The 13,558-nt window shown below is 68.7% G+C and carries 14 protein-coding genes; 6 read left to right on the top strand and 8 right to left on the bottom strand.

Annotated elements, in window-relative coordinates; all coding sequences use genetic code 11:
• The 4 genes from J3476_RS12815 to J3476_RS12800 all read right to left on the bottom strand — a co-directional run.
• Window positions 1-1,060 (bottom strand): hypothetical protein (locus J3476_RS12815; protein ID WP_207066841.1); only part of this gene is annotated, 1,060 nt, incomplete at its 3' end.
• Window positions 1,057-2,181, bottom strand: coding sequence for a 16S rRNA (cytosine(1402)-N(4))-methyltransferase RsmH (gene rsmH, locus J3476_RS12810; protein ID WP_207066840.1), 1,125 nt, complete (start codon window positions 2,179-2,181; stop codon window positions 1,057-1,059). The genes J3476_RS12815 and rsmH, both read right to left, overlap by 4 nt.
• Window positions 2,156-2,590: a division/cell wall cluster transcriptional repressor MraZ gene (locus J3476_RS12805; protein ID WP_207066839.1), complete on the bottom strand. Its 435-nt coding sequence runs from the start codon at window positions 2,588-2,590 to the stop codon at window positions 2,156-2,158. The genes rsmH and J3476_RS12805 overlap by 26 nt, the downstream gene beginning before the upstream one ends.
• A 320-nt stretch (window positions 2,591-2,910) precedes the next feature.
• Window positions 2,911-3,315 carry a DUF3040 domain-containing protein gene (locus J3476_RS12800; protein ID WP_207066838.1) on the bottom strand — a complete coding sequence of 135 codons (405 nt, stop codon included), beginning with the start codon at window positions 3,313-3,315 and terminating at the stop codon, window positions 2,911-2,913.
• 219 nt (window positions 3,316-3,534) lie between these two features.
• On the opposite strand from J3476_RS12800, the gene J3476_RS12795 reads away from it, so the two are divergent.
• The 4 genes from J3476_RS12795 (at window position 3,535) to J3476_RS12780 (ending at window position 7,747) form a co-directional block, all read left to right on the top strand.
• Entirely contained in the window at window positions 3,535-4,242 is a 708-nt protein-coding gene (locus tag J3476_RS12795; protein ID WP_207066837.1) for an N-acetyltransferase, read from the top strand.
• A 29-nt stretch (window positions 4,243-4,271) separates the two neighbouring features.
• Entirely contained in the window at window positions 4,272-4,961 is a 690-nt protein-coding gene (locus J3476_RS12790; RefSeq protein WP_163676496.1) for a DUF3153 domain-containing protein, read from the top strand.
• A gap of 115 nt (window positions 4,962-5,076) precedes the next feature.
• Window positions 5,077-6,156: a bifunctional (2E,6E)-farnesyl/geranyl diphosphate synthase gene (idsA2, locus tag J3476_RS12785; RefSeq protein ID WP_207066836.1), complete on the top strand. Its 1,080-nt coding sequence runs from the start codon at window positions 5,077-5,079 to the stop codon at window positions 6,154-6,156.
• A gap of 4 nt (window positions 6,157-6,160) precedes the next feature.
• Entirely contained in the window at window positions 6,161-7,747 is a 1,587-nt protein-coding gene (locus J3476_RS12780) for an alpha-(1->6)-mannopyranosyltransferase A (RefSeq protein WP_207066835.1), read from the top strand.
• Here the strand turns inward: J3476_RS12780 and J3476_RS12775 are convergent.
• Window positions 7,668-8,072 (bottom strand): Rv2175c family DNA-binding protein, encoded by a 405-nt coding sequence (locus J3476_RS12775; RefSeq protein WP_207066834.1) that lies wholly within the window; start codon window positions 8,070-8,072, stop codon window positions 7,668-7,670. The two genes, J3476_RS12780 and J3476_RS12775, sit on opposite strands and share 80 nt — an antisense overlap.
• Before the next feature lie 72 nt (window positions 8,073-8,144).
• Between J3476_RS12775 and J3476_RS12770 the strand changes: the two genes are divergently transcribed.
• Window positions 8,145-9,344, top strand: a complete 1,200-nt coding sequence (locus J3476_RS12770) for a protein kinase (protein ID WP_207066844.1) — start codon at window positions 8,145-8,147, stop codon at window positions 9,342-9,344.
• A 19-nt stretch (window positions 9,345-9,363) separates the two neighbouring features.
• Here the strand turns inward: J3476_RS12770 and J3476_RS12765 are convergent, their stop codons facing one another.
• The 3 genes from J3476_RS12765 to J3476_RS12755 are packed head-to-tail and all read right to left on the bottom strand — an operon-like array spanning window position 9,364 to window position 12,169.
• Window positions 9,364-10,764 carry a class II 3-deoxy-7-phosphoheptulonate synthase gene (locus tag J3476_RS12765; RefSeq protein WP_207066833.1) on the bottom strand — a complete coding sequence of 467 codons (1,401 nt, stop codon included), beginning with the start codon at window positions 10,762-10,764 and terminating at the stop codon, window positions 9,364-9,366.
• 20 nt (window positions 10,765-10,784) lie between these two features.
• On the bottom strand, window positions 10,785-11,276 hold the full coding sequence (locus tag J3476_RS12760) for a polyadenylate-specific 3'-exoribonuclease AS (protein WP_152517626.1): 492 nt from the start codon (window positions 11,274-11,276) through the stop codon (window positions 10,785-10,787).
• A gap of 2 nt (window positions 11,277-11,278) precedes the next feature.
• The gene (locus tag J3476_RS12755) at window positions 11,279-12,169 is read right to left on the bottom strand and encodes a hypothetical protein (RefSeq protein WP_152517627.1); all 891 of its coding nucleotides are present in this window, start codon (window positions 12,167-12,169) and stop codon (window positions 11,279-11,281) included.
• A gap of 84 nt (window positions 12,170-12,253) precedes the next feature.
• Between J3476_RS12755 and J3476_RS12750 the strand changes: the two genes are divergently transcribed.
• Window positions 12,254-13,543: a glycosyltransferase 87 family protein gene (locus tag J3476_RS12750; protein ID WP_207066832.1), complete on the top strand. Its 1,290-nt coding sequence runs from the start codon at window positions 12,254-12,256 to the stop codon at window positions 13,541-13,543.
• Window positions 13,544-13,558: the final 15 nt, after the last annotated feature.

Raw genomic sequence — 13,558 nt, 5'->3', positions numbered from 1 at the left:
CTGCGGGTGCGGGGGCCACGGCCGCGGGCGCGGGTGCGGGTGCGGGGGGCACCGCCGCGGGTGCGGGCAGCAGGTGCGGTGCGCCGGCGCCGGGCGCAGGGAGTGCGGCAGGCGGAGCACCGACCACCGGCGCCTGGGGAGGCGAGCTCACGTTCGGGCCTGGGGTCGGCAGCTGTCCGGTCACCGCGTGCGGCACCTCGCTTCCCGGCACTCCGGCCGGCGGCAACGTGGCCGGCGACCCCGGCACCGGCAGGTTCAACGCGCCGGTCGGCGCCGGAATCCGGACGGGTACCTCGAGCGGTTGTACCACGCGGGGTGCGGCCGGCGCGGGAGGTGCAGGCTCAGGCAACGGCGTGTTCAGCGGGGGCGGAGGCACGCCTTCGGCCGGCTTGGGTGTGCCGACGACGACCCAGTTGCCGGCCGGATCCTGAACCAGGCGCGCGGTGTCGCGGGACGGGATCATGCCCAGGTTGCGCGCAGCCTCGGCCAGCGCCGGAGCGGCCTGGGCTTCGAGGACGTCGCGTTCCAACGCTTCCTTCTGCTGTTGCAGAGCCTGATTCAGCTCGCGGGCGTTGCCCAGGCGGTAGGACCGTTCAGCGGCGTCGGTGGACAGCCACAGGGTGACCCCGAGTCCAAGTCCCAACGCACCGATCACCAGCACCACGAAGGGCACCCGGGCGACGAGCCGACGGGGGTCGAGTTCGACGGAGGAGAGTCGGACGAGTATCCGCTGCCGCAACGGAGGGCGCACGACCTTGGGTGCTTTGGCTTTGCGGGCCTTGGCGCGCGCCTTGGCCTGACTGGCGCTCTTGGGCCGCGCCGGATGGTCAGCCGGACGCTGGATCGGCGTGGTGCGAGGAGCCGACCGGTTGGGGCGGCTCTCGCGGGTCTGCTTTCGACCCCGCGGCTGGGGGTCGGCCCCCGACCGGGAACTCTCGCGGACCGATTTGCCCCGCCGCGGAGTCTGCTTCTTCCTGGTCTCGGCCCGCGAGCGGGCGACCTCCTCGCGGCTGCGCGCGGATCGTGCTGTCGTGGCGCGGGCCGGCTTCTTCGCCTTCATCGCTTCTGTCCCCCAACTTTTTCCAGTGCACGCAGCCGAACCGGAGCGCTTCTCGGATTGCGTTCGATCTCGTCGGCCGAGGCCCGTTCCGCACCCCGGGTGAGGGAGACGAATTCCGGCCCGTGGCCGGGCAACTCGACCGGCAACCCGGGCGGTGTGCGGGACGCGGTGGCGGTGGCGAACTCCGCCTTGACAATCCGGTCCTCCAGCGACTGGTACGCCATCACCGCGATGCGGCCGCCGGGACTCAGAGCCGTCAGCGCCGCCGGTATCGCGCGCCGCAGCGACTCCAGCTCAGCGTTGACGGCGATGCGCAACGCCTGGAACGTGCGCTTGGCTGGGTGGCCCCCGGTGCGCCGGGCCGGCGCGGGAATGGCCTGGTAGAGAAGTTCGACCAGTTCGCCGGTACGGGTGAACGGGGTGTCGGCACGCCGTCGGACGATGTGGGCGGCGATGCGACCGGCGAAGCGCTCCTCACCGTACTCGCGAAGCAGCCGGCTCAACTCTTTCTCCCCGTAGGTGTTGAGAACGACCGCAGCGGTCAGTTCCGAATCGGGGTCCATCCGCATGTCGAGCGGCGCGTCGGCCGAGTAGGAGAAGCCCCGCTCGCGCCGGTCCAGCTGCATGGAGGAGACGCCGAGATCGAACAGAATCGCGCCGACGTCGCGGCCGAGATGAGTGAGGCGGGTGGCCAGGTCATCGTAGCGGGTGCGCACCAATGTGACCCGGTCACCGAACGGGGCCAGCCGATCTCCTGCGATGCGTAACGCATCGGGATCGCGGTCGAGTCCGACCAGGTGCAGCCCGGGAAACTGGGTCAGGAAGCGTTCGGCGTGCCCGCCGGCACCGAGGGTCGCGTCGACGAGGGTGGCATCGTGGCCGGCGCGGGTCAGGGCGGGGCCGAGCAGCTCGACGCACCGGTCGAGCAGCACCGGGATGTGGGGCTCGTCATCCAGCATGGCAGCAGCCTGAGGGGTTGGGGCGGCCCCTGCAGAGTGGTCCCTGTCCGAGTTCGCGGACCTGACGTCGGGGAAGTACGTCAGGGCCGGTTCGGGCAGAGGCCACCCTGCACGGGCCTGTGGGCCTGTGGCCGGGTCACAGAATGTCGCCGAGTGCTTCATCGCTGGCCGCGGAGAAGTTCTCTTCGTGAAGCTCCTGGTACTCGTGCCAGGCCTGGGCGTCCCAGATCTCGAGGAACTCGATCGAACCCGTCACCACGCACTCCTTGGTGAGGTTCGCGTAGCGCCGGTGCTCGCCCGACAGGGTGATCCGGCCCTGGCTGTCGGGGTACTGCTCGTCCGTGCTGGCGGCCAGGTTGCGCAGATAGGCGCGAGCCTGGGGATTACCACGCTTCGCCTTGCCGGAGATCTCGGCGATCATCGCCTCGAACTCGGCACGGGGATAGACAGCCAGGCTGTGATCTTGGCTCTTGGTGACCATCAACCCTCCTGCCAGCGCGTCGCGGAACTTGGCGGGCAACGTCAGTCGCCCCTTGTCGTCGAGCTTTGGCGTGTAGGTGCCGAAGAACATCTCGCCACCTCGCAGACCTGCTGAAGCCTCGCTCTGTACGGAACCCCGGTTGCTCCGTTGTCCGCCACTTTACCCCACAATCCCCCACTCTGCGCCAAATACTTCTGCGAGTTTCGCAGATCCCCCCACTGAGCGGCAATGACCAGGGGGATCGTTGCGTCGCGGAGCCGCAACGCGGGAACGGCACGGCACCGGAACCGACCGTGTCCGCAGCTCAACAGGCCACTGCACCGCTGGTGGGGCGCCGGTGGGGGGATGTGGGGGGCGAAACAACAAAAAAAGGGGCAGTCCTGGCGGACTGCCCCTGTCGTGGTGGACGACTATTCGTCGAAGCGCTTGCGGAAGCGGTCTTCCATCCGGCTGGTGAAGGAGCCACCGCCACCCTTGGCGCGCTTCTGCCGTGGCGCACCGGGTGCGCTGGCCGACCGCTCGCCCTTGCCACCTCCCCGCGGACCGGTGATGGCGAACACAACACCGCCGAACATCACGATGAAGCCCAGCACCGACAGAATCGGGAAGCTTCCGATCATGGTGGCCTTCACTGCGACACCGCAGACCAGCATGGCGAGCCCGACGACGAACAGGGCGCCGCCCTGCAGGCGACGCTTGGTCGACGGAGCGCGGAACGCACCGCCCCGGACGCTGGACGCGAATTTCGGGTCCTCGGCATAGAGCGCGCTCTCGATCTGATCGAGCATGCGCTGCTCATGATCGGAGAGTGGCATTCGTCCCTCCCTTTGCCGTGGGGGCGTCGCAGTCGTGTCCAAAAAATTCGGAGGTGCCCGCAAGTGCGGACACTTAACAATAATGATACGAGGTCGATCTGACCCGTACCACCTACTTCGTACCCCAGATTCTATGACGTACACCGCCGCTGAGAGCCAGCGCCTTCTCTCGGGATAATGGTGTCGTCATACATTTCACCGCCGGGAAGGGCTACCACGTTGGCGACGCATCTCATTGATCTGTCGCCCGGCGATATGCAGCGCCGCCTCGGCGACGCGCTGGGTGTGTACGTCGACGCCATGCGCTACCCCCGCGGCACCGAAGACCAGCGAGCCTCGATGTGGCTCGAGCACACCCGCAGGCCGGGCTGGAAGGCCGTCGCTTGTGTGGAAACCCCAGCTTGTGTGGAAACCTCAGCGGGGGTTGAAGGCCCAGCGGGGGTGGAAGCCCCGGCTCGCGGACAGACCTCAGCTCCCCCGGAGGCCTCTCGCGCAGGAGGACGGTCTGGTCCCGAGGGCAGTGCCGCGGGCGCGCCGGAGCTGAGCAGCGCGCCGATGCTCGGTGTCGCCTACGGCTACTGCGGCGCCCCCGACCAGTGGTGGCAGCAGCAGGTCGTCGCGGGTCTGCGCCGCACAGGGACCGACAACGACCGCATCTCCGAACTTCTGACCAGCTATTTCGAGTTGACCGAGCTGCACATCCACCCCCGAGCTCAGGGCCGCGGCCTCGGCGAGGCCCTCATCCGCCGACTCCTCGAAGACCGCTCTGAGCAGCACGTGTTGTTGTCCACCCCCGAGATCAACGGTGAGGCCAACCGGGCCTGGCGGCTCTACCGCCGTCTCGGGTTCACCGATGTCATCCGCGGCTACCACTTCTCCGGTGACCCGCGCGCATTCGCCATCCTCGGTCGCGCGCTCCCGCTCTAGAGCGATGCGCGATCTGGCACGATGACCGGGTGTTCACCGGTCGCCGCGCCCGCAAGCGGCTGCTCGCCCTGGTTCTGCTGTTCGTCGTGCTCGCCCCGTCGCTGATCGGTTGCGTGCGCATCCGCACCTCGATCACGGTCTCGCCCGACGACCGGGTCTCGGGTCAGATCATCGCCGCCGCCAAGGCGCAGGACGACGACGACAAGGGTCCGCAACTGCTCAACAACCTTCCGTTCGCCCAGAAGGTCGCCGTCTCGGAATACAGCCGCGACGACTACGTCGGTTCTCAGGCGGTCTTCTCCGATCTGACCTTCGCCGAGTTGCCTCAGCTCGCCGGCATGAACCAGGACGCGTCCGGCGTCGACATCTCCCTGCGTCGCGCCGGGGATCAGGTCATCCTGGAAGGCCGGGCAGATCTGACCTCACTCAGCGACCCCGAGGCCGACGTGTCGCTGAGTGTGTCGTTTCCCGGCGAGGTGACGTCGACGAACGGCGATCAGATCTCCCCCGAGGTGGTGGAGTGGAAGTTGCGCCCGGGCGTGGTCAGCACGATGAATGCCCAGGCCCGCTACACCGACCCCAGCGCCCGGTCGTTCACCGGGGCCGCCATCTGGCTCGGCGTGGCCTCGTTCGTGGTGGCCGGCATCATCGGGGCGCTGGCCTACGCGAACCGGGACCGCTCCCCCCGCCCCGGCGACCTCGAGGAGCAGACCCAGTAATGCGCGACACGACACCCGCATCCGCACGCGCCCTGACTTGCTCGATCGCGCGTCGCAGGTTCTACTCTGAAAGCACTCGGGGGCCATTCGACAGAGAAAGGGGCGCCGGCTGAGCGTGGATGCATCGGCACCGTCAGCCGTCGAGCTGGCCGCAGCCGTCAACGAACAGCTGCGGGACTACCTGAGTGAGCGCCGCCGCGACGCGGCGTACATCGGCGCGGACTACGCGGTCCTCACCGAAGCGGTCGAAGAGTTCGTGCTGCGCGGCGGCAAACGGCTGCGGCCCGCGTTCGCCTACTGGGGTTGGCGGGCCGTCGCCGGCTCGGAGCCCGGGCCCGACGTGCTCAGGCTGTTCTCGGCCCTGGAGTTGCTGCACGCGTGCGCGCTGGTGCACGACGACGTGATCGACGCCTCGGCCACCCGGCGTGGACTGCCCACAGTGCACCGGATCTTCGCCGAACGGCACCGCGGCCACGCCTGGCACGGATCGCCCGAGCAGTTCGGGCTCTCCGCCGCGATCCTGCTCGGCGACCTCGCGTTGGTGTGGGCCGACGACATCATCACCAGCGCCGACATCGGCACCGAGGCGCGCTCACGGGTCCAGCGGGTGTGGAGCGCAATCCGCACCGAGGTGCTCGGCGGTCAGTACCTCGACATCGTCGCCGAGGCCAGCGGCGCCGAATCCGTGCAGTCGGCGTTGACGGTCAACATCTACAAGACGGCCTCCTACACCATTTCGCGCCCACTGCAGCTGGGCGCGGCGGCCGCCGCCGACCGCCCAGATGTGCTCGCCGCGTTCCATGAAGTCGGTACCGGTCTGGGCGTGGCGTTCCAGCTGCGCGACGACGTGCTCGGTGTGTTCGGCGATCCCGCCGTCACCGGTAAACCCTCCGGTGACGATCTGCGTTCGGGCAAACGCACCGTGCTGCTGGCCGAAGCCGTCGAACTCGCCGAACAGCACGACCCCGTGGCGGCCAAGACGCTGCGTACGTCCATCGGCACCGACCTCACCGACGCCCAGGTCAAGGACATCTGCCAGCTGATCGAATCGGTCGGTGCGCTGTCGGCCGTCGAGACCCGCATCGACAACCTGACGCGCCGCGCGCTCGACATCCTCGACACCGCCGCGATCGACGCCCAGGCCAAGGCGGGCCTCACTGAACTCGCCAGATTGGCCGCGAACCGGTCCGCCTAGGCGCATGACCACACCCGTCGCACCTGCCCGCCTGAGGCCTCATCTGCGCGACCTGAAATTGTTCGCGCTGTCGGCCGAGGGGCGCCCCGCCCTGCTCGGCGCGCTGGGCGCCGCCATGATCGCCGCCGGCGGGCTCGGCGCCGGCAGCACCCGGGTCAACGACCCGGTCCTGGAGTCGATGCACCTGTCGTGGTTGCGGTTCGGGCACGGGCTGGTGCTGTCCTCGATCCTGCTGTGGGCCGGGGTGGCGCTGATGCTGCTGGCGTGGCTGTGGTTGGGCCGCCGCGTCGTCGACCGCTCGGCGACCGAGTACACGATGGTCGTCACCACCGGATTCTGGCTGCTCCCCCTGCTGCTCAGCGCGCCGGTGTTCAGCCGCGACACCTACTCCTACCTGGCGCAGGGCGCCCTGTTGCGGGACGGCTTCGACCCGTACGCCGTCGGGCCGATCGCGAACGTGAACTCGCTGCTGGACAACGTCAGCCCGATCTGGACGACCACCACGGCCCCGTACGGCCCGGCCTTCATCCTGGTCGCGAAATTCGTCACGATGCTCGTCGGAAACGACGTGGTGGCGGGCACCATGCTGTTGCGGCTGTGCATGCTGCCGGGGCTGGTCCTGTTGATCTGGGCGGCTCCCCGGGTGGCCCGCCACGTCGGCGCCAACGGCGCGGCGGCGCTGTGGATCTGCGCGCTGAACCCCTTGGTGATCATCCATCTGATGGGCGGCGTGCACAACGAGATGCTCATGGTCGGCCTGATGATGGCCGGCATCGCCCTCTCCTTCCGCGGTCGGCACGCCTGGGGCGTCACCCTGATCGCGGTGGCGGTAGCTGTCAAAGCCACCGCCGGGCTGGCTCTTCCGTTCATGGTGTGGGTGTGGATGCGCGGCCTCCGGCAACGCCGGGGCTTCGCGCCGGTCAAGGCATTCGCTGCGGCCACGGCGGCGTCCCTGGTGATCTTCGGTGCCGTGTTCGCCGTCATGTCACTGCTGGCCGGCGTCGGACTGGGCTGGCTGACGGCGCTCGCGGGATCGGTCAAGATCATCAACTGGCTGACCGTCCCGACCGCCACCGCGAACGTGATCAACTCGGTGGGCGGGTTGTTCGTCCCGGTCAACTTCTACGCCGTGCTGGAAACCACCCGCATCATCGGCATCCTCGTCATCGCGGTGTCGGCGCCGCTGTTGTGGTGGCGGTTCCGCCACACCGACCGAGAAGCGCTGATGGGCATCGCGCTGCTGATGGGGGTGGTGGTGCTGTTCGTGCCCGCCGCCCTGCCGTGGTACTACACCTGGCCGCTGGCTGTGGTCGCCGCGCTGGCACAGTCCCGCCCGGCGGTCGCGTTGATCGCCGGACTGTCGACATGGATCACCGTGATCTGGAAACCGGACGGCGCGCACGGCATGTACTCATTGCCCCACGTCCTTCTGGCCACCGCCTGCGCAGTAGGAGCGTGGTACTGGTTGCACCGCGCCCCCGAGTTCGCCGCCGGAAGCGGAAAATCAGACGTCAGTACGCCATCGCCTGGGCGCGACGAACCACCTCACGGGCCTGATGCGAGTGCAGCGCATCGACCGGGCGGGCATTAGCCTGGCGTTCGGTCGAGCCGTCCCGGCTGATGGTCAGCGACGGATCCGGGGTGAACAGCCACCGCACGATCTCGGTCTCCTCGTATCCGCCGTCGTGCAACACCATCAGCAGCCCGGGCAGGCTCTTGACGACGTGTCCGTCGTCGTCGAAGAACACCTTGGGCACGACGATCGCCCCGTCCCGGCGCACCGCGACCAGGTGCCCGTCTCGAAGTTGCTGGGCGACCTTGCTGACCGGGATTCCCAACAGCCGCGCCACCGCGGGGAGCTCGTAGACATCCTCGTCGGGCCCCAGCACGTCTTGGGCGGTCGGAATGCTGCTCACCGCACCGAGTCTAAGGGCATCGACCCGGCGCGGGCGGCTGCTTGGACCGGCGCGGTGAGCTCGGCTCGTAACATGTGTGCGGTGACGACCGACCAGCAGGCGGGCCCGCTGACCGGGACCGTTCTCGACCACCGCTACCGGGTGGACGCGTTGATCGCCACCGGCGGCATGTCCGGGGTGTACCGCGGACTGGACCTACGCCTGGATCGTCCTGTGGCGCTGAAGATCATGGAGTCCCGGTATTCGGGCGACGAGCATTTCCTGACCCGCTTCCAACGTGAGGCGCGAGCGGTCGCGCGCCTCAAGCATCCCGGGCTGGTGGCGGTCCACGACCAGGGCCTCGACGGCCAACACCCGTTTCTGGTGATGGAACTCGTCGAAGGCGGCACGCTGCGAGAGCTGCTCAGGGAACGCGGGCCGATGCCACCGCACGCCGTGGTGGCCGTGCTGCGTCCGTTACTCGGCGGGCTGGCGGTGGCCCACCGGGCCGGTCTGGTGCACCGCGACATCAAGCCGGAGAACGTGTTGATCAGCGACGACGGCGAGGTCAAGCTCGCCGATTTCGGGTTGGTACGTGCGATGGCCGAAGCCAAGATCACCTCGACCAGTGTGATTCTGGGGACCGCGGCATATCTGGCTCCGGAGCAGGTGGCCACCGGCGAGACCGACTCCCGCGGGGACGTCTACGCCGTCGGCGTGCTGGTCTACGAGCTGCTGACCGGGGTGACACCGTTCACCGGGGACACCCCGTTGGCGGTCGCCTATCAGCGGATGGACCGGGACGTGCCCGCCCCGAGCTCCGTCATCACCGGTGTGCCAAGCCAATTCGACGACTTCGTGGCATGCGCCACCGCGCGCGACCCCGCGCACCGGTTCGCCGACGCCGCCGAGATGGGCGAGGAGCTCGACGCGATCGCCACCGAACTGTTCCTCCCCCCGTTTCGGGTGCCGGCCCCACGCCACTCGGCGGCACACCAGTCAGCGCTGCACCAGTCGGCGCCGACCCATCACCTCGGCGCGGGCACCGGGACTCCCGGGGGCCACACCAAGGCTTACGAGCGCGACGAACTCCCCCCGCCGCAACCGGCCACCGATGAGGAGGCCCCTGAGCCCACGGGCCGATTCGCCGGCATCGAGCTGTCCGAATTCCATTGGGAACGGCAGCGCGCTCGGCGCGCATTGTTGTTCTGGGTCGTCGCGGTGCTGACGCTGGCCGGCCTCTGCGCAGCCGGGGCGTGGACGTTGGGCAGCAACCTGCAGAACCTGCTGTAGCCCGGGAAATGGGATTTCGTCAGTCGCGCAACATCTCGGCGACCAGGAACGCCAGCTCCAGCGACTGCTGGGTGTTCAGCCGAGGATCGCAGGCCGTCTCGTAGCGCCCGGCCAGGTCGGTGTCGGAGATGTCCTGAGCACCGCCCAGGCATTCGGTGACGTTCTCGCCGGTGATCTCGACATGGATGCCCCCCGGGTGGGTTCCCAGCGAATGGTGCACCTCGAAGAAGCCCTGCACCTCGTCGACGATGCGGTCGAAGTGGCGGGTCTTGTACCCCGTCGACGACTCGTGGGTGTTGCCGTGCATCGGGTCGCACTGCCAGATGACCTGATGCCCGGACGCCTGCACCTTCTCGATGATCGGCGGCAGCACATCGCGCACCTTCTGGTTACCCATGCGGCTGACCAGTGTGAGGCGGCCGGGCTCATTGTTCGGATCCAGCCGCTCGACATACTCGACCGCCAACTCCGGCGACGTCGACGGGCCGATCTTGATACCGATCGGATTGGCGATGACCTCGGCGAACGCGACGTGCGCGCCGTCGAGTTGACGGGTCCGCTCGCCGATCCACACGTAATGCGCCGACAGGTCGTACAGCTTGGGGCTGTGGTCCTCGGCTTCCGGATCGCCGGTGTCCAGGCGCAGCATCGCGCGCTCGTAGTCCAGGACCAGCGCTTCGTGGCTGGCGTAGATCTCGGCGGTCTGCAGGTTGCGGTCATCGACCCCGCATGCGGTCATGAACGTCAGCGCGCGGTCGATCTCCCCCGCCAGTGCCTCGTAGCGGGCCCCGGCGGGCGACGTCCGCACGAATTCGCGGTTCCAGTCGTGCACGGCGTGCAGCGATGCCAGCCCCGACGACGTGAGCGCGCGGACGAGGTTCATCGCCGCGCTGGCGTTGGCGTAGGCGCGCACCAACCGCGACGGATCGTGCTGGCGCACCGCGGCGTCGGGGGCGAAGCCGTTGACCATGTCGCCGCGGTAGGACTTGAGCCCGAGGGCATCGATGTCGGCCGAGCGCGGCTTCGCGTACTGGCCCGCGATCCGCGCCACCTTGACCACCGGCATGCTCGCGCCGTAGGTCAGCACCACCGCCATCTGCAGCAACGTCCGGATGTTGGCCCGGATGTGCGGTTCGGTGTTGTCGACGAACGTCTCGGCGCAGTCGCCGCCCTGCAGCAGGAACGCCTTGCCGCGCGCGACATCGGCCAGGTGCGACTTGAGCCGCTCGATCTCCGCCGGGACGGTGACCGGAGGCACGCTTTCGAGCACGGTGCGCATCGCCGAGGCCTGGTCGAGGTCCCAGGACGGCTGCTGCAGCGCCGGCTTGGCCAGCGCGGCGTCGAGGCGGTGCCGCAGCTCTTCGGGCAGCGGCGGAAGCGCAGGCAGCTGATCGATGGGTACGTCGACGGTCCAGTTCACCCGTCAATGGTAACCGCGGGTCAAAACCGCATTTCCCGCCCGGTGATGAGCTGGTAGCGCACCAGGTTGTGCTTGGCGTCGACGAGCGCGTCGTGGGCGTCGCGGGGCCGGGGCGGCATCCGCGGGCAGCCGTGGTCTTCCCAGAACTGCCGCAGTTCGCGGGTGAAGCGGGGAATGGCCGGCGGCAGATCGGTCATCGGTCCCCACAATTGGCACAGCACCACGTGGTCGTAGGCACCGACCCACGCCCACAGCTCGATCGGATCGTCACCGTCGATGCCGAAGAAGTCCTCCAGCTCGGAGCGGATCTGGCGCCGGGACCGCCACAGCGGCGAAGCCGGCGACGGCAGCTTGGGCAGCACGTGCTTGCGTACCCATCGTCCGGCCCGTTCGGGGTCGAATTCGGTGGAGATCGCGTAGTACTCGCGGCCGTCCTCGGCGGCGACACCGATCGAGATGAGTTCGATCGTGCGGCCGTTGTCGATGAACTCGGTGTCATAGAAGTACCGCACGCTCAGGCGACCTTCCGGTTGTCGGGCTCGCGGTCCGGCGGGGCGGGCGCCGCGTGGATCTCCCGGTCGAGCTGCTCGTTGACCTTGGCGTCATCGGGGAACTTCGGCATCCCCGAGATGGCGTCCTGCAGCCACAGCTTGGCCTGCACCACCGGACGGCGCAACCAGCGCTCCCGCTCGAGGGCCCGGTGCATCTTGCGGGGCCGTGTCGTGTAGCGCCAGCGCGCCCACGGGGCGTGGGGGCGCGACAGCCGGATCGCACCGACGAACAGCAGCGGGGTGATGAACATGCCCACCAGCCCGGTCCAGACCTTTCCCTTGAGCAGCACCACCACTGCGAGCAGCAACGTGAGCACCGCCGAGACGACGACCGCGACGCGTGCCCCGACGGAATGGTCGTTCTGCCAGATGCCGATGTCGAAGAAGGACAGCGGGTTGAAGCCCATGATCAACAGCCCCGCCACCGCGACCGCGACGAACACCGCGTCGACCGAGGCTCGGCCGTCCTCGGACCAGTACACGTCAGACAGGTGCAGGATCAGCGCGAACTCGTCCAGGACCAGCGCCGCGCCGATTCCGAAAAGAATTGATGCCGCAGTGAACTCGGGTACTCCCCCGTCGACCGCCAACGTGACCATCGCCACGCCGGAGACCATGACCAGGATCACCCCGATCACGACGTGGTGGATGTGCAGGCCGCCGCCGGCAGAGATGTTGCGCGGCTGCCACCATTTGCGGGGCTTGTCGCTGCCGGCATGGCGCCGGATGTATCGCACGATCGTGCGGGTGACGAAGAACGTCAGGATGAACGCCACCAGGCAACAGACCAGCGGCAACCGCGAGTACGGGATCCCCGTGGGCAGGCCGAAGTCGAGGTCCAGGGTGGGGCGCACGCAGAAAACTTACGCCGACCTGCACGTGACATGCCCGGGATACCCGCCGACTCGCCGGATGTCCCCGATAGGCTGGTGGGCGAGATGAGTACTCTGCGGTCGCCCGGCGGGGCTGGTTGGGCGCCCGTGCTGGCGTGGCGGCTCTTTCAAGTGCTGACTCTGGTGGCGCTGGCCTGGGCGGGGTGGCGGCTGTTGGGCCGCATCCCGTACCGCATCGACGTCGATGTCTACCGGATGGGCGGACAAGCCTGGCTCGACGGCCGCCCGCTGTACGGCGACGGGGTGTTCTTCGCGACGCAGGGCGGAATCGACCTGCCCTTCACATATCCGCCTCTGGCCGCGGTGATGTTCGCGCCGTTCGCGCTGCTGCCGCTGGAAGGCGCCAGCGTGGCCATCACGGTGACGACCCTGGTCCTGCTGTTGGTGTCGCTGGTGATCGTCCTGACCAGGCTGGACGTCTGGCCGTCCACCCGGGTGACCGGTGAGCCGGCCTGGGCCAGACGGTGGTGGCTCGCCGCGGCGATCGTCGCCCCCGCGGTGATCTACCTCGAGCCGATCGACTCGAACTTCGATTTCGGCCAGATCAACGTCGTGTTGATGACCCTGGTCATCGCCGACTGTGTGCCGCGCCGAACACCGTGGCCGCGGGGCATGCTGCTCGGTCTGGCGATCGCGTTGAAGCTCACCCCGGCCGTGTTCCTGCTCTATTTCCTGCTGCGCCGCGATCTCCGGGCGCTCGCCGTCAGCGCGGTGACGGTCATCGCGGCGACCCTGGTGGGCTTCGCTCTGGCGTGGCGGGATTCCTGGGACTACTGGACGCACACCGTCACCAACACCGACCGCATCGGTGCCGCGACGCTGAACACCAACCAGAACATCGCCGGGGCACTGGCCCGGCTGGGTCTGGACTCGGGCCTGCGCTTCGCGCTCTGGGTCGCGCTCAGCTTCGCGGTACTGGGTGTGACGGTGTGGGCCGCGCGCCGCGCGCTCAAGGCCGGTCAGCCGGTGCTGGCGCTGATCTGCGTGGCGATGTTCGGCTTGGCCGTCTCGCCGGTCTCATGGTCACACCACTGGGTGTGGGCACTGCCCGCGGTCCTGGTGGCGGCGGTGCTGGCCGTGCGTCTGCGCAATCCGGCGCTGGGCGCCGTGTCGGCGGCGGGGCTGGCGCTGATGATCTGGTCGCCGATCTCGCTGCTGCCCGAGCATCAGGAGACGGCCGCCTCGTTGTGGCGACAACTGGCCGGCAGCTCGTACCTGTGGTGGGCCTTGGCCGTGATCGTCGTGGCCGGAACGGTCCGCGGATGTTCCGGCGGCGAGACTGGGCCGGGCAGCCACGTCACCGATGCCCAGCCGGCGTCCGCGGTGCAGGCCTGATCCCGAACCACTTCT

The sequence above is a fragment of the Mycobacterium sp. PO1 genome, from assembly GCF_017312405.1.
Taxonomy (GTDB): domain Bacteria; phylum Actinomycetota; class Actinomycetes; order Mycobacteriales; family Mycobacteriaceae; genus Mycobacterium.
Note: the sequence above shows the minus strand (reverse complement) of the source record. Positions and strands in the feature narration are given on the sequence as shown.